Annotated in this window: 13 protein-coding genes; 6 read left to right on the forward strand and 7 right to left on the reverse strand. The window is 46.0% G+C overall.

The window, feature by feature from the left end:
• The first annotated feature begins 18 nt into the window (after nucleotides 1-18).
• Nucleotides 19-1,026, forward strand: a complete 1,008-nt coding sequence (gap, locus tag J7623_RS11850) for a type I glyceraldehyde-3-phosphate dehydrogenase (protein ID WP_291920461.1) — start codon at nucleotides 19-21, stop codon at nucleotides 1,024-1,026.
• Nucleotides 1,027-1,126: 100 nt separating this feature from the next.
• Here gap and J7623_RS11855 read toward each other — a convergent pair whose 3' ends face one another.
• Both J7623_RS11855 and J7623_RS11860 read right to left on the reverse strand, forming a co-directional pair.
• A complete protein-coding gene (locus J7623_RS11855; protein WP_291920463.1) occupies nucleotides 1,127-6,712 on the reverse strand; it encodes an MG2 domain-containing protein in 5,586 nt (1,861 codons plus the stop codon).
• Between the two features lie 179 nt (nucleotides 6,713-6,891).
• On the reverse strand, nucleotides 6,892-8,382 hold the full coding sequence (locus J7623_RS11860) for an ATP-binding cassette domain-containing protein (protein WP_291920465.1): 1,491 nt from the start codon (nucleotides 8,380-8,382) through the stop codon (nucleotides 6,892-6,894).
• A 92-nt stretch (nucleotides 8,383-8,474) separates the two neighbouring features.
• Between J7623_RS11860 and J7623_RS11865 the strand changes: the two genes are divergently transcribed.
• Nucleotides 8,475-8,918, forward strand: a complete 444-nt coding sequence (locus tag J7623_RS11865) for a GNAT family N-acetyltransferase (protein ID WP_291920467.1) — start codon at nucleotides 8,475-8,477, stop codon at nucleotides 8,916-8,918.
• A 107-nt stretch (nucleotides 8,919-9,025) separates the two neighbouring features.
• On the opposite strand, the gene J7623_RS11870 is transcribed toward J7623_RS11865, so the two are convergent.
• The 5 genes from J7623_RS11870 to J7623_RS11890 form a co-directional block, all read right to left on the reverse strand.
• Complete coding sequence (locus J7623_RS11870; protein WP_291920469.1) at nucleotides 9,026-9,856, reverse strand: DUF6048 family protein; 831 nt, start codon at nucleotides 9,854-9,856, stop codon at nucleotides 9,026-9,028.
• Nucleotides 9,816-10,301: a DUF6452 family protein gene (locus J7623_RS11875; RefSeq protein WP_291920471.1), complete on the reverse strand. Its 486-nt coding sequence runs from the start codon at nucleotides 10,299-10,301 to the stop codon at nucleotides 9,816-9,818. The genes J7623_RS11870 and J7623_RS11875 overlap by 41 nt, the downstream gene beginning before the upstream one ends.
• A 25-nt stretch (nucleotides 10,302-10,326) precedes the next feature.
• A complete protein-coding gene (gene uvrA, locus J7623_RS11880) occupies nucleotides 10,327-13,203 on the reverse strand; it encodes an excinuclease ABC subunit UvrA (RefSeq protein WP_291920473.1) in 2,877 nt (958 codons plus the stop codon).
• A gap of 159 nt (nucleotides 13,204-13,362) precedes the next feature.
• Nucleotides 13,363-14,625 carry a beta-ketoacyl-ACP synthase II gene (gene fabF, locus J7623_RS11885; protein WP_291920475.1) on the reverse strand — a complete coding sequence of 421 codons (1,263 nt, stop codon included), beginning with the start codon at nucleotides 14,623-14,625 and terminating at the stop codon, nucleotides 13,363-13,365.
• A 294-nt stretch (nucleotides 14,626-14,919) separates the two neighbouring features.
• The gene (locus J7623_RS11890) at nucleotides 14,920-15,993 is read right to left on the reverse strand and encodes a fatty acid desaturase (protein ID WP_291920477.1); all 1,074 of its coding nucleotides are present in this window, start codon (nucleotides 15,991-15,993) and stop codon (nucleotides 14,920-14,922) included.
• A 272-nt stretch (nucleotides 15,994-16,265) separates the two neighbouring features.
• Here J7623_RS11890 and J7623_RS11895 point away from each other — a divergent pair, with 272 nt between their 5' ends.
• The 4 genes from J7623_RS11895 to J7623_RS11910 all read left to right on the forward strand — a co-directional run bounded on the left by J7623_RS11895 (nucleotide 16,266) and on the right by J7623_RS11910 (nucleotide 23,120).
• A complete protein-coding gene (locus J7623_RS11895) occupies nucleotides 16,266-17,282 on the forward strand; it encodes a substrate-binding domain-containing protein (RefSeq protein ID WP_291920479.1) in 1,017 nt (338 codons plus the stop codon).
• 247 nt (nucleotides 17,283-17,529) lie between these two features.
• Entirely contained in the window at nucleotides 17,530-19,824 is a 2,295-nt protein-coding gene (locus tag J7623_RS11900; protein WP_291920481.1) for a GH92 family glycosyl hydrolase, read from the forward strand.
• Nucleotides 19,825-19,966: 142 nt separating this feature from the next.
• On the forward strand, nucleotides 19,967-22,249 hold the full coding sequence (locus J7623_RS11905; protein WP_291920483.1) for a GH92 family glycosyl hydrolase: 2,283 nt from the start codon (nucleotides 19,967-19,969) through the stop codon (nucleotides 22,247-22,249).
• A gap of 133 nt (nucleotides 22,250-22,382) precedes the next feature.
• On the forward strand, nucleotides 22,383-23,120 hold the full coding sequence (locus J7623_RS11910; RefSeq protein ID WP_291920485.1) for a GNAT family N-acetyltransferase: 738 nt from the start codon (nucleotides 22,383-22,385) through the stop codon (nucleotides 23,118-23,120).
• Nucleotides 23,121-23,588 lie beyond the last annotated feature (468 nt).

Genomic DNA, 23,588 nt, shown 5'->3' on the forward strand with positions numbered 1-23,588 from the left:
CACCTAAAATATTTATCTATGTCTGACAAGAAAATTGCTATCAATGGATTTGGAAGAATTGGAAGATTGTTTTTCCGCGAAGTATTTAATCAGCAAGGCACAACAATAGTAGCCATCAACGATTTAACCAGCCCGGCCGTGTTGGCTCACCTGCTGAAATACGATACTGCCCAGGGACGCTTTGATGCAGCCGTTACTGCCACTGAAGACGCTATCCTGGTAAACGGTAAAGAGATAAAAGTATATGCCAAAAAGAATCCTGCGGAGATCCCCTGGGGATTACATTCCGTAGATGTGGTGCTGGAAAGTACCGGTTTCTTCACTGATAAAAACACGGCGGCTGCACATATTACCGCCGGCGCCAAAAAAGTAGTCATTTCTGCACCAGCCACCGGCGACATCAAAACCATTGTATACAATGTGAATCATGATATACTGGATGGCTCTGAAACCATTATCAGCTGTGCATCGTGTACCACCAACTGCCTGGCGCCCATGGCACAGGTATTAGATGATTCATTCGGCATCGTGAATGGATTGATGACTACCATACACGCCTATACGAACGATCAGAATACCCATGATGCCCCTCATGGCAAAGGCGATCTGAGACGCGCCAGAGCTGCCGCACAGAATATTATTCCTACCAGCACCGGCGCCGCCAAAGCCATAGGACTGGTACTGCCGAAGTTAAAAGGTAAACTGGATGGTACCTCACAACGTGTTCCCGTTATCGCCGGATCATTAACGGAACTAACGGTAACGCTACGACGTAAAGTAACGGTAGACGAAATCAATGCCGCCATGAAAGCAGCTGCTAACGAAAGCTTTGGTTACAACACCGATGAAATAGTGAGCAGCGATGTAATTGGCATGCACTACGGATCGCTCTTTGATGCCACGCAAACAAAAGTGTTAACGGCCGGCGATCAGCAAATTGTGAAAGCAGTTAGCTGGTATGATAATGAAATGAGTTATGTGTCACAATTGGTAAGAACTGTTAAATATTTTGGAGAGGCTTTTTAGCTTTTAGCCATTAGCTTTTAGCTTTTAGCAAAAATGCAGCGGAGATTAATGTTTATCTCCGCTGCATTTTTGCTAAAAGCTAATGGCTAATGGCTAAAAGCTATTTCACTACTTCCACCCACTTACCTGGCAGGAAGGCATGTATGGTATTATCATACATCGCTTCGCAGGCAGTAGCCGGCAGGTAGTATCTACCTAGGTAGGCCGCATTCAGCAATACATTGTACGTACGTTTTTTGTTTTCTTCAATGTTGAAGTAAGTATATACCCTGTCATCACGGATATCCATATACGTAGATGGCGAAGAATGGAAGGCGCTGTCGTTTTCCATTAAGCGGGTATTGAGTATTTCCCAGCCTGACGGGAAGATCTGCGACAATGCCATTTGCTCATAGTAGCCGCGTTTACCCGGATTAGTAATGGTAACGGTGGCCATGAAGTCGCTGCCCTGTTTGAGGGTGGCTGGATCGAGCGGTTTACCATCGCGGGTGCTGTAATTCACCTGCATACCTAATATTTCCGGATTATTGGTAGCTACCGGTTCCTGGCCTGCATCGGGTTGTCCTTGCAGGATGAGGCGCACATACAACACGTTTTGTCCGTTGTTCTGGATGCTGACGTTGCCTGCATTACTGTTAAAGCTAACAGGAATCTGCGTAACAAACGATTGGCCATTTACGTTGCCTTTAACGCCATTCAGTGTATAGCTAAAGTTCATTTTGCTGCCACCTTTATTGTTGCCACAGTATTTGGCGATGGCAATCAAAGCATACGCAGTAGTTTGTGTACTGTACCACTGGTCGTTTTGTGATAACTGCGCGGCAATTTGTTTCACCAGTTCGTTGGCGCGATTGCGTTGTCCGAGGATGGTAATAGTTTCCAGTATCATGGCCTTATCGCGCAGATCGGAACCAAAGGTACCGCCTAACTGCGTGTATGGTTTCACTTCAGTAGCCAGGTTTTGCACCAGTGAATTCGCTACTTCCGGTTGACCGGAAAGTTTATAAGCCGCTGCCAGTCGCCATTTGGCGGGGACCGACAAATACTTGAATTCTTTCAACCGGTTCATAGCGCCTAATTCCGGCGATTTGGCCAATGCCAGCAGGTACAGGCGATAGGCCTGGGTAAGATCGCCGCCATAGAAGTTGAGGGTGTTTGGTGCCCAGGTTCCTGCTTTATTACGCTGGAATTTCTTCCACTGATCCAGTAATCCCGGTGGCAGTGTATAACCCTGTGCCTGTGCTTCTATGAGGAAATGCCCGCCATAGTTGGTACCCCACTCATCGGAGTTACCGCCGCCCGGCCAGTAGCTGAAGCCACCGTCGGAAGTCTGGAAGCTCTTGAGGCGATTGATACCAGCTTTTACATTGCGGTCAATTTCTGCCAGTTGGCTCTGTTTCACATCCATCAGTTGATTCAGCACCAATTGCGGGAATACACCGGAAGTAGTTTGCTCTATACATCCATGCGGATATTCAATGAGGAAGCGTAAGCGTTTGCCCAGGTTCAATGATGGAATGGTAGATACTTCCAGCGTACCGCTGTTGGTACCTGCCATGCCCACGGGGCTGTAAGCGGATTCCCAGCTTCTATTAGCCTCCAGTGTATTTTCAATGATGTTGGTAATTACCGGGTTCGGGTTGCGCACATTGAGTTCTATGTCTTCTTCTGCTTTTTCAGCGCCACTGGTGGCCACTACCTTTATTTTAGCAACGCCTGTTTGTGGTCTTACTTTTACATCGAAGTATACCAGTTGTTCTCCCGGTTGAGAGAAGGTCACGGTTTTAGTTCGTTCTCCTACTATTTCCAGCAGCGGGCTGGTGCTGATCGTTACGTTAGCGCTGCGGATATTGGGTTCCAGACCAAATACGGTTACCGGTACCTGGATGGTTTCTGATGGTCCAAGTACACGCGGTGCGGTGGTTAGCAGCATCAGTGGTTTCTTCACGGCTACTGCTTTTTCCGCAAAGCCGTAAGCGCCATCCTGGCCCGCTACTACCATGGCTTTTATAGAACCGATATAAGGAGGCAGTTTGAATTTATGGGTTTGTTTTTGTCCTGATTTCAGGTAGAAAGGTCCCATGTATTTTACCACGGGCTTAAAGCGATTGGCCTTAGCGCTACCGGCGTTTTTATCCAGTCCTTCGTCACCACCAATGCTGAGGATACGATCCATATCAGCACCCCAGGCGCCAATCACGAAATCATAAAGATCCCATGTTTTTACACCCAACGCTTCTCTTGCATAGAAGGAGCTATGCGGATCCGGAGTTTTAAAGCGGGTAAGATCCAACAAACCTTCATCCACGATGGCGATGGTATACGTCATCGGTTTACCGTTGCTTTCGCTCACGGCAATGCTGGCTTCAGTTTCCGGCTTCAGCTTATCGGCCATAGTGATCACCGGTTTAAGAATAGTACCAGGATCTTCTACGGAAACAGGAATGGTCCCATACATACGGATTGGTAAGTCGTTGAGGGTTTGCGCATGTTTTTGCAGCAAACTAACGTTCACGTATATATTAGGCGTCATGTTTTTCTCCGCCTTGAATTTGAAGGTGGTCTGTCCTTGTTTGGTGGTGATCCAGTAAGTCTTCAGTACTTTGCTGCCGGATTCGATGCTTACCAGTCCGCGTCCGCCTTCACTGCTCGGGATAGTGAGGGTAATGTCATCGCCGGTTTTGTATTGTTGTTTATCTGATGTGAATACCAGCATGGAGGCTTCTGCAGGATTTTCTTTCTGCATTCTTTCTGCCCATCCCGGCCAGTCGATATACACTGATTTACCAGCGGTATGGCCGCTTTGCAGGTCTTTCACTCTTACCAGGTATCTACCCCAGTCCGGAGAGTTTATCCGCAAATTCCATTTGCCTTTACCGTCCTGCAGGGTCACGGTTTCTTTGCTCAACAGCTGGTTGTAGCTGTCTTGTGTAAAGTTGGAGTAGTCATCGTCGGAACCTTCATCCCACCACCATCTCCATTTTACTTTATAGAGTTCTACCTGAACTTCTTTGCTGCCCCTGGTCAGGTTACCGTTGCCGTCTACATCTACCAGGTCAACGGTATGCGCCTGATCGGTGAGTAGCATACCGGTGGTACGGTCACCTTTCGGTATGCGTAGGCCGGCATAGGAAGTAAATGGATTATAAGGCATGGAGAAGTGGTCGATACTGAAATCGCCGCCAGGTTCAAATACTTTTACTTCGAAATTGGCTTTGAGTTGCCCTGGTGCTATCTTACCCAGTTGGAGCTCGGCATTCACCGGTGCGGTACCATTTTCATTGAGTGGTCCTTCGAAAATGGTTTTATTTTCTGCATCAAAATGTGTTACCGGATCATCAAATGAGAAGTCCGTAAAGTTTTTGAAGCTGGTAGTGCTTTGTACCAATGATACATCTACCTTGGCTTTGAGGTGTTGGGCGGTAGCGCCAAACAGCCACATAGCAGAGAGGGTACCGGTAGAGCCGCCTTTTGACAGGGAAACGTTATTGCCAAAATCCATTTTTATTTTAAGACGGTTAGGCTTCACGGTTTCTATGCGCACATTTTTCTGGAAGGTGGCGCCGCCTACTTTTACTTTTGCCACCCAGCTACCGGTAGGATCATCCGGTTGCGTGGCAGTAGCAAAGCTGTAGAAGCCATTGAGTCCTTCATGTTGATTAATGCGTTTATATAGTTGTCCTTTAGGATTGTATAACTCCATGGTTACCGGGTGATCGGCAGGGAGTTTGGCTCCTTTGTCTTCCAGTATAAAGGTGAGATAAACAGAGTCGCCGGGGCGCCATACGCCACGTTCTCCATAGAGGAAGCCTTTGATACCGTTTTGTACTTCTTCTCCTTTTACGTCGAAGCGGCTTAATGGCAGGGAGCTTCCGTCGTCCAGTTTGAGGTAGCCCCTTTCATTTTCTTTTTTGGCGATGAGCAGGTAAGGTTTGCGCTTCAGGTCAAAGGAAGCCATGCCTTCTCCATCACTTTTGGTTTTATAGATCACCTGGTTCTGATAGTCGAGCAGTTCCAGTTCCACGCCTATCATGGGTTTGGTATCGCGTATATCTGTTACCGCTACTATCATGCTGTTATCGTTTCCTCTTTTGGCAATCAGGCCAATATTGGAAGCAATGATATTACGGGAAGCCCATTTGTCTTTGCTATAGTAAGAGTTAGAGCAAACGTCGTTACGGCGGTCCCAGTTATAGCCATAAACATAGTAGTTGTCGTACCGTTGCCAGAAGGAATCATCTTCATCAATTTTATCGTTGCCGTAATATTCACTTTCATCCACTTCATCTTCATAACCGGATGAAGATTTGTCGCCGGTGATGTCTGCAGCGCAGCCGACCAGGGCATACGCTTTCCGGAAGCCAATGGTGATGCGGTAAATAGCACCTGGTTCCGTACGGAGCATTTTGTCGAGGTCGAGGAAGAAACGGTTTTTCTTATGAAGGTTCACCGATTTATCTACATCGAGGCGAATAGTTTTCTCGACTACGGGCTTGCCTACACGACGTAATTCTTCACTGCCGTCGAGGTTATTGCGTTGCAGGTATTGTGGTACATTGTTTTCATAAATTTTGATGATGGTCACGTCTACCGCGTTGAGGTTCACGGCTTCAAACGGCATCACCAGTTTATTGCTTTCCGGCAGGATCACGCCTTTGCCGGGAATGCTGACAGAAGGAAGTGTATTTTCAAAGTTCACGTTGGCGCTGAAAGATTTACCCAGGCGTTTATCTGTGATGTTTATAACAGCTTCGTTGATCAGTACATTATAGTTTCCTTCCATCCTGGTGGGTGTATACACACTTACTTCGCTACCATCAATAGTGTAGCGCAGATCGCTTTGGCCGCTGATGCCAATGAGTCCTTCCAGGGTTTGAGCCATGCTTACCGGATCGGAGAACTGTACCAGCAGGTGTTGTTCCGGATCTGCCATGGCTTTTACATCTAATACTTTGAAGTCGCCGACGGCAGGCACTTCGATGGTGGTTTTGCCGTTATTGTCTACTTTCAGCGGGGTGCCATTCCAGTTGAGTTCCAGGTTGCGGCCAATATTAGCGCGGGCTATATTGGCAATCGTGAAGCGGGACGTGCGTTCGGTAGCGTTGTGTTGCCAGGTGACGGGCAGGCTTTTACCGCCATATTGGGCAGTAAGTACTTTTTCAATGGCCTGCGGATCTTCTACGTCGGCAGTATATATGGCGCCGGTGCAGGTCATGCGGTCCAGGGTATTGTTGCTGCTGGCTTTCAGCCCAAAATTCTCAATGGAAAAAGAGGGCTTGATAATCTTGAATTCAAAATCAAAAGACTTCAGTTCCTTAGGAACATCGATGATTTTCCCCAGCTTAAAGTTGGCCTGGTAGGTTTTGCCAGGTTGCAGGTTTTCGTCTGGTCGGAATTCAATAGTGGTTGCATCAATCCAGTACGATTTACCCTTGATAGCGGGAGAGAACTCAAATACTTCTTTGTCCAGGGTTTCGTTCTGAGTGTGTGTAACATTTGTTTGTCCGGTCAGGTGAATCCGGATAGCACTTTGTTTGGAAATGATACCAGCGGTGTATGCTTCAATATACCGGGCAAATTCCGGATTCATTTCTTTTCGGGTGGTACGGCAACCACTGACAATCAACAGGGAGGCCATGAAAAGAAATAAGGCTGCTACAACAGTTAGCCGTTTTAATGGGTGCATCAGTAAGGATGTTAGGGTGATTAACTATTAGGTGCGAATGTCGGGAAATTTATTGACATGGGGCGTTGGGGCAGCTTTTGGCCATTAGCGGTTAGCTTTTAGCAAAATGCAGCGAAGACCAACATATGATGATCTTCGCTGCATTTTGCTAAAAGCTAAAGGCTGGAAGCTAGTAACTGTTAAACCATTTCGCCTTTTTGCAGGCGGATAAACTTATCTACACAATCAGGCAGCTCTTCTTCGTAGTGCGTAACAAAGATCAGCGTAACGGGCATGTGAGCGCACAGTTGTTCTATAACTTGTTTGAAGTGTATTTTTTGTTGTGCATCCAATCCCTGGCAAGGTTCATCAAAGATTAACAGTGGAGGATTTTTCACCAGGGCGCGTGCCAGCAAGGTAAGACGCTGGGCGCTTTCAGACACCAGTTTAAAAGGTGCGTTGGCATGTTCGGATATATCGAGTACACTCATCCAGTCGTTGGCAATTTGCAATTGTTCCGGTGTAGCGGGCCTGGTGCTACCTATCACATCAGAAAACCCGGAGCATACTACTTTGAGGCAGTTATCGCGGGAAGTAAAGTATTGATGCAGTTCCGGCGATACAAAGCCAATCTTCTTTTTAATATCCCAGATGCTTTCCCCGCTGCCCCGTTTGCGATCGAACAGCCATAGCTTATTGGCATAGGCCTGTGGGTTATCGCCGTTGATCAGGCTCAGTAAGGTAGATTTACCGGCACCATTGGGCCCCAGTAGCGCCCATTTGTCGTTGGGTTTTACGGTCCAGTTGATGCCATGGAGGATAGTATTTTCGCCATATTTAATATGGATATCTTCCATGCGGACAATCGTTTCAAAGGTATTGCCGGTACTGTTTTGTACCAGGGCGGCGATCTTGTCTGTTGCCATGGCTGGCAAGGAGGCGGTTACCGGCGCCGGTAACGGCAACTCAAGAAATGCTTCGCGGGTATATTTCCCGGTAATAGTGCCATTATCCAGCGTGAGTACATGGGTAATATGATCGGGGATTTCAGTGGGGGTAGTTGCCAGCAAAACGGTGGTACCGGCGGCAATAATTTCATTGATCATGTGGCTGAAATCTTTGCGGGCTTGCACATCCAGGCCGATGTAAGGATTATCCAGCATCAGCAGTTGTGGTTGTTGCAGGAGCGCGCGGGCGATCATTACGCGTCGGGTTTCGCCGTTGGATAATTTAATGAGCCGCTTTTCGAGCAGGGGCTCAATGCGCAACGCCTTTACCAACGAGGGCACGGTATTGATTTCCAGGTATTCCATCACTGTAGGTGAATTATCGGCATCCATGCTATTGAAGCGTTGCTGATAATAGAAGTCGGTGGTAGTATTGGAAAGGTTCCGGAAAGTATGGTGGTGCCCTACCATGCTGATCAGGTTGCGGTAGTTGAACCAGGGATCCGTGATGGTGTGGTGGCTGCAATAATCGTCATAAAAATGGTAATGAATGCTACCATTAATGATATTGAATTTACCAAGTATCGTATTTAGCAGGGCGGTTTTACCAGCGCCACTGGGGCCGGTAATGGCCCATTGCTCTCCTTTGTTGATCTGCCAGCTAAGGGTATCGAATAATGTTTTGTCGAGGTACCTTACGGTGATATGTTCCATGGAGAGGAACGGCGTTTGCTTGTCTGTCATGGTTTGCACGATTGGGCTAAATATTCGTCTGTCGGCATAAAAATAATAGTATTATTGAAAGCATCCAGTAAATTTATATGCAAATTGAGGGTATGATTTGGAAGATAAAAACCTTTGAGGAACTAACCGTAGCAGAGCTCTATGCCATTTTGCGTTTGAGAAGCGAAGTATTTATTATAGAGCAAAATTGCGCTTACCAGGATTTGGATAATACTGATCAGAAAGCGCTGCATTTCATGGGAACAGATGAGCAGGGACAGTTGCTGGCTTATACCCGTCTTTTTGCGCCGGGTATCAAGTACACAGAGGCTTCTATTGGTCGTGTGGTGACTTCCCCGCTGGCACGTGGCAAAGGTGCAGGCCGGGAGCTGATGGAGCGTTCTATACTGGCGTTGCAGGAGCATTATGGCAAGGTGCCTATAAAAATAGGTGCGCAGCAATATTTACAGCGGTTTTATACATCCCTGGGCTTTGAGCAAACCAGTGATACTTACCTGGAAGATGGGATTCCGCATATTGAGATGTTGAGGAGCTGAAAGCATAAAGCGGAAAGCATAAAGCTATTATAGCGAATGATGAGAGCGGATATTCGCTTTAATCATTCGCTATAATAGCTTTATGCTTTCCGCTTTATGCTTTCAGCTTATCTTTTCGGTATTTTTTTCTGTTTAACCTCCACCCGGGGAGCATGTTCTTTCAGGCGATAGAAAGGAATCACGTAAGAAACGGTGTATTGCACATCAAATACGGATCGCTTGGAACCATTTCCAAAGCCAGGAATCACGAGTGGGGTGAAGTCGGTTGTTTTTACATTGTTGATGAGAATACGTTCGCGGATATTCCAGCCCATGAAGAAGTTCTTCAGTACTTCTGCTTTCATCCCTACTACCAGCTCCACCCAGTGTGCGTTTACATTTGTTTTAGGAACGCTGCCGGTCAGCTGATCGCCCCAATAGGAGCTTTTCATTTTGTAGGTAGGCACTTCGTAGGAGAAGTGAGAGAATCCGTAACGGATCCCGCCATAGAACATATTTTTCTCTGTTGGATATTGTCTTTTCAGGAAGTTATAGTCTACTCCTGCTGTTATAAACATACCATTGCCTTTGTAAGTGTAGTTGCTGTCTTTATAAGGAGTGTTGGTGTATCCTAATTCAACGGCAGCATATAAATTACTGTTGATGCGGGCATCTGCAACGATGGTTACTTCTTTACGGTATGGATAGTAGATGGCAGAAACGATACGGCTCAAATCCACGCCTATACGTAAACCACCCGGAATGTACCAGGAGCTGTCTTTAATGGGAGTAATTACTTTATGTGCAGAGTCCACCACCATTTTATGGGTGGTATCTGCTTTTATGCTTTTGTGCAGGGTATCCGTTTTAACGGCTGCCGGCTTATTTTGAGCAACAGCAGCAACAGTAAAGAGAATACTACTGACTGACAAGGAAATATAATAGAAGATGCGTGTCATTGCTGCTGGTTACGGACTTATTATTAATCTGAATATACCCGATGGTATGTTTGGTTGTAAGAACGGTATCCAGGTTGAAGTAGGTACCAAATCCACAACCCGGAGAGATGAAATGTTTTACACGCGAATACTTGAAAGTGAGGGTATCCGCTACTGCAGTAGAATCTACCTTCAGGTAAAACTTGCTGCTATCTGATACAGGAGAAAGAGGAAAGAATATATCAGACGCCGGTTGTTTCCTGTAAAGCGAATCCTTTGTCAGGGCATATGCCGTTACCTTAGGCATAACGGTATCCCTGATAAATGCGCCATTGGCGCTATCGCGCTTAAAGTGGATATGCAGATCATTGCGCAATGTTTGATCGCATACTTTGGTTTCATTTTCGCAGGCAATGATGCCGGCGAAAATGAAACCTGTGAGTAATATCTGGTAAATCCTTTTCATTGATTGCTTACAAGTTGGCAAGATATTAAATTCCCAGCTCCTTTTTGAGGAATCGGGCGGTATGGCTGTCCTTACAGGTGCTTACCTGTTCCGGTGTACCGGTACATAAAATGGTACCGCCGCCACCGCCGCCTTCCGGCCCCAGGTCTACAATATAATCCGCCATTTTGATGACGTCCAGGTTGTGTTCTATGACCAGTACGGTGTTGCCACGATCTACCAGTTTATTTAATACTTTCTGGAGCAGTTGTATATCCTGGAAATGCAGCCCTGTAGTAGGTTCATCGAGGATATAAATGGTCTTGCCGGTATCTTTCTTGGAAAGTTCGGTAGCCAGTTTCACTCGTTGGGCTTCTCCTCCGGAGAGGGTTACTGCGGATTGTCCGAGTGTAATATAGCCCAGTCCTACATCCTGCAGGGTTTTTATTTTGCGGTAAATCCAGGGTACCGGCTGGAAAAATTCCACGGCTTCATCTACCGTCATATCCAGTACATCGGAGATGGACTTGCCCTTATAGCGTATCTCCAGTGTTTCGCGGTTGTAACGGCGACCATTACACTTCTCGCAATGTACATATACATCGGGGAGGAAGTTCATTTCTATGACGCGCATACCACCGCCTTCACAAACATCACAGCGACCGGTTTTCACGTTGAATGAAAAACGGCCTGCATTGTATCCCCTGATCTTGGCTTCCGGTACGGAGGCGAATAAGGTCCTGATATCGGTGAAGAAGCCACAATAGGTGGCAGGGTTGCTACGTGGGGTACGACCAATAGGCGATTGATCAATTTCAATCACCTTATCTATAAACTCCAGTCCCTTGATGCTTTTGTAGGGCATGGGTACTGTTTTGGAGTCGTACGCATGTTTAGAGAGAATGGGATACAGGGTTTCGTTGATCAGGGTAGATTTACCACTGCCGGAAACGCCGGTCACGCAGATGAAAGTGCCGAGGGGCAGTTTCAGGTTTACATTCTTCAGGTTGTTGCCGGACGCGCCTTTCAGCTCCAGGAAGTTTCCGTTGCCTTTGCGGCGGGCAGGTATTTCTGCAGCTGTTTTACCATTGAGGTAGCCGGCGGTAGGCGTATTGAGTTTGAGTATGGCAGCGGGTGTGCCTTGTGCAATGATTTGTCCGCCGTGTTTGCCGGCACCGGGACCAATATCTACCAGGTGATCGGCGTGGAGCATGATGTCTTTATCATGTTCTACCACAATCACGGTATTCCCCATGTCTTTCAGGTTACGGAGGGCATCAATCAGTTGCATATTATCGCGCTGGTGCAGGCCTATACTCGGTTCATCGAGGATATAGGTGATCCCCATCAGTTGTGATCCGATCTGGGTGGCCAGTCGGATACGCTGTGATTCGCCACCACTCAGGGTGCGGGTAGGGCGGTTCAGTGTCAGGTAGTTCAGGCCTACATTGAGCAGGAAGCCGAGTCGCTCGCGGATTTCTTTGAGGATATCTTTAGCGATGGCATTTTGTTTTTTCTCAAGACGGTCTTCGATATTACCAAACCAGGCCAGGAGCTTATCCAGGTCCATGTTTCCCAGTTCGGAGATATTTTTCTCATCGATCTTAAAGAACAGGCTTTCTTTTTTGAGACGGGCGCCATTACATTCCGGGCAGGTGCTGAGTTGCATAAAGCCTTCGGCCCAGCTACGCACGTGATCGGAAGAGGTGTCATTGAAATAGCGACGGACCATGTTTACAACACCTTCGTATTCGGTGGCGTATTCAGTGTTGCCGCTGCCTTCGTCGTAGTTCATGTCTACTTCCAGCTTCCCGTTTTCATCGCCGAACAACAATACGTTGAGGGCTTTTTGCGGGATGGCGGAAATAGGGCCGGTTAAGGAGAACTTATATTTCTTCGCGAGTTGCTGTACCTGTTTGAAGGTAAAGGTATCGCGGGCTTCACCCAGTGGTTTGAGACCGCCATCGGTGATGGATATGCTGTAATCCGGAATGATTTCGTCCATATTGATCTGGTAAATGCTACCAAGACCTTTACAGCGGGGACAGGCACCATAGGGAGAGTTAAAGGAGAAGGTGTTGGGACTGGGCTCTTCGTAGGAAAGGCCGGTATCTTCACACATCAGTTGTTTACTGTACTGGCTCACCTTATTGGTATCATGGTCCATGATAAACAGCAGTCCTTTGCCCATGGTGAGCGCTTTTTGCACACTCTGGCTGATGCGGGTACGGGCGTTTTCCTGTACCTGTATGCGGTCTATCACCAGTTCGATGTCGTGGATTTTGTAACGATCCACCTGCATTCTTTCTTTCAGGTCCTGTATTTCTCCGTCCACGCGCACTTTGAGGTAGCCTTGTTTGCGTACCTGTTCAAACAGTTCCCGGTAGTGGCCTTTGCGTCCGCGCACCAATGGGGCGAGGATGGCCAGCTTTTTATTATTGTAATGTTTGAAAAGGTGCGCCAGGATTTCCTCTTCCGAGAAGCGTGTCATCGGTTTATTGGTGTTATAGGAGTAAGCGGTGCCGGCGCGTGCATATAGCAAGCGCAGGAAGTCGTATATCTCCGTAATAGTACCAACGGTAGAACGAGGGTTCTTATTAGTGGTTTTTTGTTCTATAGAAATAACGGGAGAAAGGCCGGTGATTTTATCCACATCGGGTCTTTCCATGTCACCGATAAACTGGCGGGCATAAGCGGAAAAGCTCTCCATGTAGCGGCGTTGTCCTTCAGCATAAACGGTATCAAATGCGAGTGATGATTTACCGCTGCCACTGATGCCAGTGATGACAACCAGTTTATTTTTGGGCAACTCCAGGTCCAGGTTTTTCAGGTTATGCTCCCGGGCGCCAAAGATGGCTATTTGTTCATCTGCCGGGGCTTGCGCAACGGAAGTAGCGGGTACATTCTCTTTTTTCTTTGCCATAATATTAAACTACTAAGCTACACCATTATTGTGAAAGCATAAAGCTTAAAGCAGAAAGCAAAAAGCTATTAGCGCGAATGATATTAGCGAAGATTTAATAATCAATCGCTTCTATCATTCGCGCTAATAGCTTTTTGCTTTCTGCTTTAAGCTTTATGCTTAACCAATATATTTTTTGAATACTACGATGGCATTGTGACCACCAAAACCGAAGGTATTGCTCATAGCAACGTTTACTTCGCGTTTTTGTGCAGTACCCAGTGTCAGGTTCAGATTGGTAGGGATACCTTCGCCCAGCACGGTAGTGTTGATGGTAGGCGGAACGATATCTTCCTGGGTAGCCTTGATACATGCAATGGCTTCAATAGCGCCGGCAGCTCCCAACAGGTGACCTGTCATGGATTTGGTAGCACTGATATTGAGTTTTGGTGCATGATCACCAAAAGCAGCCACGATAGCTTTCAGCTCGCTGAGGTCTCCTACTGGAGTGGAAGTAGTGTGGGAGTTTACGTAATCTACATCAGCAGTAGTGATACCTGCATCTTCCAGGGCTTGTTCCATACCTAAGCGTGCGCCCAAACCTTCAGGATGGGTAGCAGTGAGGTGGTAAGCATCGCAGGTCATAGCGCCGCCGATCATTTCACCGTAGATGGTAGCACCTCTGGCGATGGCGTGTTCATATTCTTCCAGGATGATGGCACCAGCGCCTTCGCCCATTACGAAACCATCACGCTCGGTATCAAACGGACGGGAAGCATGTTCTGCATCTTCATTGCGGGTAGACAGTGCTTTGAGGGCATTGAAGCCAGCAATACCGGCACGGGTAACAGGAGCTTCAGAACCGCCGGTTACAATTACATTGGCTTTACCTAAACGGATGTAGTTGAAAGCATCCACCAGTGCGCTGGTAGAAGAAGCGCAGGCAGACACGGTACAGAAGTTAATACCCATAAAGCCGTACTTCATGGCTATCTGACCTGCTGCAATGTCACATATTAATTTAGGTATAAAGAAAGGGTTGAACTTAGGAATAAAGCCACCCTGCGTAAATTCAACGATCTGTTCTTCGAACGTGAGCATTCCGCCATTGCCGGAAGCCCAGATGACACCTATTTTGGTTTTGTCAATTCCTTCTTTGTCAAGACCAGCATCCAGTACAGCTTCCTGAGCAGCAGCCATCGCATACTGCGTGAAACAATCCATTTTGCGGGCTTCCTTTTTTTCCATATATTTTTCCACATCAAATCCTTTCACTTCACAGGCGAATTTTGTTTTAAACTCTGTGGTGTCGAATTTGGTAATGGGACCAGCGCCACTAACGCCAGCCTTCATATTGTTCCAAAAAGTATTTACATCATTCCCGATAGGTGTTAATGCTCCCAAGCCGGTAACCACAACCCTTTTCAGTGTAACAGTACGCATATTTTTTACTTTAATAAAAAAAGTTAGAGCGCAAATTTAGTTACTTATTGTTATGAATAAGCATATTCATTAAGATAATATAATATAACTTTTATGAATTTGCGTTGAAATATAGTGTGGTAGAGGATTTGTGAGGATTGACAGAATGGATCTGACAGTTTCCTTACGATTTTTTGCGTATTTATTTCATTAAAATGTAGTTATGCAAGGAAATTGTAAGAAAAAAGGAAGGGAAATGAGCGTATAGGCAGATGAACAAATCGTTATTCATCTACCTATAGCTATATTATATTATCAGGCAGCAACCACGGCTACCTGTTCCGGTAAAGTGGTTATTTTACGGGTACGTTGTTTTAAGAAGGAGATAATTTCCGCGTCTGTCTGGAAGCGTTCGCCGATGTTGACAAAATGTTTTGCCAGCAGGTCGTAGCGTTTTCCCATCAGGTAGGCCCATACATGGAGAAAGTGAATGTGTTCAAATACGATGGCATCGTTGCTGATATACTCGTCCAGTGTTTTGGTAAAATATACCGGATGTTCTGTCCAGTGCATGCTGGGCTTGATGTGATGGCTGATATGATAGCCATCATTCCAGCATTTATGGTTATACTTGGTATTGATGCAGGTAATACTGTTTTTGTAAGAATTTTCCGGATCTGTGGCGTCTATAAAGGCATGCTGTGCCCAGTTGCCCACCATCATAATGATGCGGGAAATGACGAAGGGTAATATAAATACCACAAAGGTGGCCGGGAAATTAATGAACGACAGGCCCACGCAGGCGGCAATGAATAAGAATTCTCCTCTGACCAGCTTTACCATAAGCTTCGTTCTTTTTCTGCGCAGGTGGTAACGGGCGGTATCCCATACGCCTTGTGTAATAAAGTTAAACAGGTATAAAAGGAAGCCCCGGAGAGAGTCGCGCTGGTACATCATTGTACAGCTATCGTCGTCGGGCATATTATTTTCCGGGTGGTGCATGCCTATATGGTGGGAATAATAGGCTTCCGGGGTTTGGCCGAACAATGGGCCAATTACCCATGGCAGGTAATTATTCCAGAACTGGTATTTTTTTATAAAGAACACCCGGTGGCTGGTACAATGCAGCATTAGTCCGAATGGACCTTTGAAAGTAACGTTGTTGAAAAACTGGTAGGCAATGGCGGCCGTCCACCATATCCAGTTATTCATACCGGGGATATAGAGAATGATGGCCAGTGGTATTAGGACCAGCGTGATTTTTACGGTCAGGTATACGAACGGAAGATCCCGCTCATCCCGTATCCAGCTTTTGAAAAGCCGGTCGAATCTTGTTTCATGGTCAGGCTTTACGTAAACCGGATCTGTTAGACGAGTAAGAGACTTCATACGCACTTGAGTGTTTACTACAGTTGTGAGAAAGTTGGCAAAACGGAGCCGATGAATTACTATAACGTGGCCCAGGGAGATATATTATTCCGTACCCGTTAACTGAAAGATAGCCTTTTTTTTCTTCTCTGGTAGTAATTACCGGTATTTTTGTAATTTCCGTTTTAGTGAATCTGTCAAAAAAATAGGGGCGCTTAAATTATATAACTGGCCGGTTAGATGAAATGTTCCTGTAAAATCCATTTCATAGTTGCCAAAACCAATCACTATACATGAAGAGATTAACCCTCAAAGATGTTGCAAAAATGGCCGGGGTGGCCCCTTCTACGGTTTCGTTTGTATTGAACGGAAAGGGGAAGCAAATGCGCATCAGGGATGAAGTGGCTATGCATATTATGCAGGTAGCAGAGAAATCGGGTTATGAGCCTCACCGTATGGCGGTAAATCTTCGTACGGGGCAGTCCAAAACATTGGGCCTTATTGTAGAAAGTATTTCCGGTAGTTTCTTTGCCAGCCTGGCTAAAACTATTGAAACCGAAGCAGAGCGCCGGGGTTATAATGTAGTATACTGCAGTACCGAAAATAACGCCCAGAAAGGTGGAGAGCTGATCAGGATGCTGGGCCGCCAAATGGTGGATGGCTACCTGATTACCCCCGCACCAGGTATGGAAAAAGAAATACAGCACCTGGTACAACAACATAAGCCGGTAGTACTGATGGACAGCTTTTTCCCTTCCATTAAAACGCCTTATGTACTGATCAATAATTTCGACGGCGTACAACAGGGCATGAAACACCTGATTGGTAAAGGGTTTACCAAGATTGCCTTTGTAATGGTAGATGTGAAGCTGATACAGATAGAAGAACGTCTACGGGGCTACGTTACCGCACTGAAAGATCATAAGATCCCCGTCCGGAAAAAATATATCCTGCAATTGCAATATCACAGGGAACGCGAAGAGTCGCTGAAACAGCTACAGGACTTTATAGAAGCCAATCCTGAGCTGGAAGCCATCTTTTTCTCTACCAACTACCTGGGTATCCTTGGGCTGGAAGTGCTGGCCCGTATGGGGTTGAAGATGCCGGATGATATTGCCGTGCTTTGCTTCGATGACCATGATATTTTTCGTTTATACCCTCCCGGTATTTCCGTGATAGAACAACCCATTGAGGGTATTGCTAAAACAGCCATTGACCTGCTGATGCACCAGTTGGATAAAAACAGCGGGCCGCTGAAGAAAAATGCAATTGAGCTGCCCGGCAAATTTATCTTACGGGGATCGGCTTAATGGACGCGGTATGCACGCTGCTGGCAGGATCCCAGACCCTACCCGTGAAAAAAGCGTGAAATACTTGCAAATGATAAAAAAAATTATAATTTTAGTACCAGATTTTGATTACAGAAGAAAGGATTCGCAGAATCTTTTTTTTCTATACCTGTGCTAAATCGATTTTGTGAAAATTTCACGTTAACTTACACAAGCTTTGCGTGTTATTGGCGAAGAGATCATTTTTGTTGTTTATAATATCTGATTCATGAAAAAAGTTGGACTGTTAGCAGCCGCTTTATTGTCATTGCACGGCGCCTTCGCCCAAACAGTGCTTAAAGTAGCTGAACCGGCGGAATGGGTTAACACCCTGATGGGAACTGATTCTAAAGTAAGCCTGTCAAATGGTAACACCTATCCTGCTATTGCCCTGCCCTGGGGAATGAACTTCTGGATGCCCCAAACCAATACCATGGGTAATGGCTGGGCCTATCAATATACCGCTGATAAAATCAGGGGATTCAAACAAACACACCAACCCTCCCCCTGGATCAATGATTACGGACAATTTGCCATCATGCCGGTAACAGGTACCGTGAAGTTTGATCAGAATGCCCGCGCCAGTTGGTTTTCCCATAAATCAGAAGTAGCCAAACCATATTATTATAGTGTATACCTCGCTGATCCCGACGTTACCACAGAAATTACACCTACCGAAAGAGCCGCCCAACTGCGGTTCACCTACCCGGCGACCGACAGCGCCTACATCGTGGTAGATGCATTTGATCATGGCTCTTATATTAAAATATTACCGGAGCAAAAGAAAATAATCGGATACACCACCAAAAACAGCGGCGGCGTACCTTCCAATTTTAAGAACTACTTTGTTATCACCTTCGATAAGCCATTTACCGTAGCTAATATCTGGCACGACAGCGTACTGGTGAAAGGTCAGCTGGAATTACAGGCTGATCATACCGGCGCCGTAGTAGGTTTCAAAACCACTAAAGGTGAGAAAGTAGGGATCAAAACTGCTTCTTCCTTCATCAGCTTTGAACAGGCAGAACTCAACCTGCAACGCGAAATAGGCAATGAAAACTTTGACGCCACCTGTAAAAAAGCAAAAGATATCTGGAATAAAGAACTGGGCAGATTATCTGTAGAAGGCGGTTCCAGCGAACAGGTCAGCACCTTCTATTCTTCGCTGTATCGCACCATGCTGTTCCCACGGAAGTTCTATGAAATCAATGCGAAGAATGAAATTGTGCACTATAGTCCGTTCAACGGCCAGGTATTACCCGGCTATATGTTCACCGACAACGGATTCTGGGATACTTTCCGCGCCGTACATCCTTTCTTCACACTGATGTATCCCACATTAAGTGCGCATATCATGGAAGGATTATCCAACGCATACAACGAAAGCGGATGGTTGCCTGAATGGGCCAGCCCCGGTCACCGCGATTGTATGATTGGCTCCAACTCTGCTTCCCTCATCGCCGACGCCTACCTGAAAGGCATCCGTGGCTATGACATCAACAACCTGTACAAAGCCATATTGAAAAATACGGAAAACGAAGGACCCATGAGCTCTGTAGGCAGATTGGGGGTGAAATATTATAACAAGCTCGGCTACGTGCCTTACGATGTAAACATCAATGAAAATGCCGCCCGTACGCTGGAGTATGCATACGACGACTTCACCATTTTTCAGTTGGCGAAAGCACTGAACCGTCCTAAGAGTGAAATTGCGTTGTTTGAAAAACGTTCTCAGAACTATCGCAACCTCTTCGATCCGGAAACAAAACTGATGCGTGGTAAAAATAAAGACGGCAAATTCCAGGCGCCATTTAACCCATTCAAATGGGGCGATGCATTCACCGAAGGAAACAGCTGGCACTATACCTGGTCTGTATTCCACGATGTACAAGGCCTCGCGAAACTGATGGGTGGCCAGCAAATGTTTGCCAACATGCTGGACTCTGTTTTCAACATGCCGCCCATCTTTGATGAAAGCTACTACGGCACCGTTATCCACGAAATACGCGAAATGCAGATCATGAACATGGGACAGTATGCACATGGCAACCAACCCATTCAACACATGATCTACTTATATAATTATGCAGGTCAGCCATGGAAAACCCAATACTGGGTACGCCAGGTGATGAGCCGTTTATACAAAGCCACCCCCGATGGATACTGTGGCGATGAAGACAATGGCCAAACCAGCGCATGGTACGTTTTCTCCGCGATGGGCTTCTATCCTGTATGCCCCGGTACACAACAGTATGTGTTAGGTACCCCGCTGTTTTCCAAACTCACGATGACGCTGGAAGACGGTAAACAAATGGTGATTAATGCACCAGGCAACAGTGATACTAACCTGTACGTACAAAGTGCGTCTTTAAACGGACAACCTTATTCTAAGAATTGGATCAGCCACCAGGACCTGCAGAAAGGCGGTACCCTGGAGTTCAAAATGGGCGCTACTCCTGAAAAATCAAGAGGTGCGAACACAGCTGATTACCCATATTCTTATTCGCCTACCGCGAACAAATAGATCTGTAAACGATTTTCATTGTTCACTGAAATATTTCATCCTGACTCTTCAGGATGTACTCTATTTAGCTTTTAGCTGTTAGCCATGCAGCGGATAGTATCTAACAGCTAATAGCTAACTGCTAACAGCTAAATCAACCGAGATGAGAAAACTTTTATTACCCGTTATCCTGTTGACCGCCATATCAGCAGCAGCACAGGAAAACGTCATACAGTATGTAAAGCCGATCACCGGCACCCAGAGAATGGGACATACCTATCCCGGCGCTACTGTACCTTTCGGTATGGTACAACTCAGCCCGGAAACAGATACCATTCCCTATGAAATGAATGGTAAGTATAACCCGGATGTGTATAAGTATTGCGCGGGATATCAGTATGAAGATAAAACCATTGTAGGGTTTAGTCATACGCATTTCAGCGGAACCGGGCATTCTGACCTGGGCGACTTTTTAATTATGCCTACCGTAGGCGCTTTGCAATTAAACCCAGGTACGGCAGATCATCCTGAAAGTGGTTACCGCTCTCCTTTTTCCCATAGCACAGAAGTAGCGGAACCCGCTTATTATAAAGTGAAACTGGAAGATGGGGATATCCTCGCGGAACTGACTGCCAGCAACCGTGTGGGCTTTCATCAGTATACATTTCCCGGTACAGACCAGGCACATATCATCCTGGATATGATGTCCGGTATTTATAATTACGAGAACAAAAACGTATGGACATTTATCCGTGTGGAGAATGACACCCTGGTAACCGGCTTCCGGCAAACTAACGGTTGGGCACGTACGAGAATAGAATATTTTGCGATGGTGTTCTCAAAGCCGTTTGTAGCATACGGTCAGCAGAACCATGCAAAGGATGTGTACAAAGGCTTTTGGCGCAAGTTTGACCAGTCTAAGAACTTCCCCGAAATGGCAGGCAGGCAGATTCGTGCGTACTTCGATTTTAAAACCACACCCGGCGAAAAGATTAAAATTAAAATGGCGCTGTCGCCGGTGAGCACAGAAGGTGCATTGAAAAACCTGCGGGCAGAAATTCCAGGCTGGGATTTTGAGCAGGTAAAGCGCGATGGACAGGCCTTGTGGAGCAAAGAACTGAATAAAATTCATATTGAATCCACTAGCCGCGAAGAGAAGGAAAACTTCTATACTGCCATGTATCACGCGTTTATCAATCCTACTACTTATATGGATGTGGATGGACAATACCGCGGACTGGATATGAACATTCATACCGCTAACGGCTACACGAATTATACTACTTTCTCCCTGTGGGATACCTATCGTGCCTTACACCCGTTGTTTAACGTGATTCAGCCGCAGCGCAATGCAGACATGATTCAGTCGATGCTCCATCACTATGAGCAAAGCGCACAGCGTATGCTGCCCATATGGGCGCATTACGCCAATGAAAATTGGTGTATGATTGGTTATCACAGCGTATCTGTTATTGCGGATGCTATCATGAAAGGTAATGCACCTTTTGATGTCAATAAAGCACTGGATGCCTGCGTTACCACCGCCCGTCATCGCAGTTATGATGGCCTGGAGTATTATATAGACCGGGGCTATATCCCGGAAGACAGAAATGGTTCTTCCGTTTCCAAAGTACTGGAATATGCGTACGACGACTGGTGTATTGCGCAGGTAGCGAAGAAATTGGGCAGAACAGCTATTTATGAAGAATTCACCAAACGATCTGCTAACTATAAAAACGTATACGACAGCAACACCGGGTTTATGCGCCCACGGTTGAACGACGGTACTTTTAAAGCCAACTTCGATCCGTTGCAAACACACGACCAGGGCTTTATTGAAGGCAACGCCTGGAACTACAGTTTATATGTGCCACATGATCCTAACGAAATGATTGCCATGATGGGTGGTAAGAAACAATTCACCGCTCACCTGGATTCGCTGTTCACCATGGAATTACCCGATAAATATTTTGCTGAAACGGAAGATATTACCCGCGACGGTATCATCGGTAACTACGTACATGGGAACGAGCCCTCGCATCACGTGGCCTACCTGTATAACTGGACCGGCTATCCATGGAAAACACAGGAGCGGGTACGCATGATTCTGAAGAAGATGTATCATCCCGGACCAGATGGACTGGGTGGTAACGACGACTGCGGCCAGATGAGTGCATGGTACATTTTCACCACGCTTGGCTTCTATCCCGTTTGTCCGGGTAGTGACCAGTATGCGCTGGGAAGCCCGGCTATTGATAAGGCCACGCTGCAGTTGGAGAATGGAAAAACCTTTGTGATAGATGTGAAAAATCAAAGCGATAAAAACGTATATGTACAACGGTTATTACTGAATGGAACACCATTAAACCGGCTGTATATCACGCATGCCGATATTATGAATGGAGGCACCCTCACATTTTACATGGGAGCAAAGCCGAAGAAATAGTTATAAACAGTGATCAGACAGTGGCTGTTTCCGGTAGTTCCGGAGGCAGCCTATTTTTTTGTTATGGCATGCTATAACAACTGGAAATGAGATAAGTAATATATTGCGGGCGTATTATTTAATCGCGTAAAATATGACAGCACCTATCGATATTATTAAAACCAATCTCGACAACCTCACTTCTTTGTGGAAAACTGTAGGTATTCCCTTTAATGGTTTTGTAGAAACGCCCATTTATAATTATTGCAAAGTACCGGGTTCGGACTGGCCCAATCGTTTGTGGTTTAAGCAGGATGTTACGCCGGAAACGCTGACTGCTGCGTTGGCGGCGCTGCCAACAGGGAAAATGACGATTCCTTACTGGGATATTTACGGCACTAACGCAGACGAATATATAATAGCGCGGGGTGGTGTAAAATCGTCTGAGCAGGCGGGGATGTCGCTGAAGCTGGGACGGCCGTTTACAGGCGCTCAACATCTCCGCTATGAGTTGGTTCGTAGCCATGAGCAGGCAGACGCCTGGGCTGCTATATATCCACAATCATTCGGTTATCAGATCAGCGGGGAGATCCTCAAAAAAACATACCAGGATATTCGTTTTTACCTGGCATATTTAGGTGATCAGCTAGTTGGTACAGCGATACTACATTGTGTGGATGGCATTGCGGGTATTCATGGTGTAGGCGTAATTCCGGAAATGAGGAAGAAAGGGTTTGCCAATGAAATCATGGAACATGTGTTGAATGAATCTATTGAGCTGAATGCCGCCTATGCCACATTGCAGGCCTCTAAAATGGGCATTGGGATTTACCTGAAGATGGGTTTCGCAGACCAGTTCCTGATTAAGAATTATGCGTTTATCACCGCGTAATGGTAATGTTTGCGTGTGTGGTGGAGAAAGATCGCACACGCAAATTTTAATTGAATGTGCGCAAATTTTAACCTTTCCTATAAAGCAGTATTATTGATGTTATGGAGATAAGAAAGCTATTATTCCGTGTTGCTCCATTACCTGTTATAACGCTGATATTATTGTCTGTTGGACATTTAATCTGATATCTAGTAATGCTGTTGTTGATTTTATAGCATATGTCCTGCTTTTTGTTTTCTAGTTTTTAATTTTTACCCCAAGTTAATATCTGCATTAAATTGGTTAATTCTGGTGTGACCACATCCGGGAATGTGATCTAATTTTACTTTTACATTAAACTCAGGTTATGTATCCTGTTTCCGCTAAAAGAGTGATCGGTATTGATAAGTAGCGCGTATCAACCAGAGTACATGTTATGAACGGGCCATCAGGCGAAAAAAAATTATCAGACACAAAATCTTTACCATT

Origin of the sequence: Chitinophaga sp. (assembly GCF_017745275.1) — a bacterium.
Lineage (GTDB): Bacteria > Bacteroidota > Bacteroidia > Chitinophagales > Chitinophagaceae > Chitinophaga.

What these genes read in the sequence shown, in the direction of transcription:
- J7623_RS11875 (WP_291920471.1), bottom strand. Translation starts at nt 10,301, where the DNA reads ATGAAAAGGATTTACCAGATATTACTCACAGGTTTCATTTTCGCCGGC.
- J7623_RS11870 (WP_291920469.1), bottom strand. Translation starts at nt 9,856, where the DNA reads ATGACACGCATCTTCTATTATATTTCCTTGTCAGTCAGTAGTATTCTC.
- uvrA (WP_291920473.1), bottom strand. Translation starts at nt 13,203, where the DNA reads ATGGCAAAGAAAAAAGAGAATGTACCCGCTACTTCCGTTGCGCAAGCC.
- gap (WP_291920461.1), top strand. Translation starts at nt 19, where the DNA reads ATGTCTGACAAGAAAATTGCTATCAATGGATTTGGAAGAATTGGAAGA.
- J7623_RS11895 (WP_291920479.1), top strand. Translation starts at nt 16,266, where the DNA reads ATGAAGAGATTAACCCTCAAAGATGTTGCAAAAATGGCCGGGGTGGCC.
- J7623_RS11905 (WP_291920483.1), top strand. Translation starts at nt 19,967, where the DNA reads ATGAGAAAACTTTTATTACCCGTTATCCTGTTGACCGCCATATCAGCA.
- J7623_RS11860 (WP_291920465.1), bottom strand. Translation starts at nt 8,382, where the DNA reads ATGACAGACAAGCAAACGCCGTTCCTCTCCATGGAACATATCACCGTA.
- J7623_RS11865 (WP_291920467.1), top strand. Translation starts at nt 8,475, where the DNA reads ATGATTTGGAAGATAAAAACCTTTGAGGAACTAACCGTAGCAGAGCTC.
- J7623_RS11855 (WP_291920463.1), bottom strand. Translation starts at nt 6,712, where the DNA reads ATGCACCCATTAAAACGGCTAACTGTTGTAGCAGCCTTATTTCTTTTC.
- fabF (WP_291920475.1), bottom strand. Translation starts at nt 14,625, where the DNA reads ATGCGTACTGTTACACTGAAAAGGGTTGTGGTTACCGGCTTGGGAGCA.
- J7623_RS11890 (WP_291920477.1), bottom strand. Translation starts at nt 15,993, where the DNA reads ATGAAGTCTCTTACTCGTCTAACAGATCCGGTTTACGTAAAGCCTGAC.
- J7623_RS11910 (WP_291920485.1), top strand. Translation starts at nt 22,383, where the DNA reads ATGACAGCACCTATCGATATTATTAAAACCAATCTCGACAACCTCACT.
- J7623_RS11900 (WP_291920481.1), top strand. Translation starts at nt 17,530, where the DNA reads ATGAAAAAAGTTGGACTGTTAGCAGCCGCTTTATTGTCATTGCACGGC.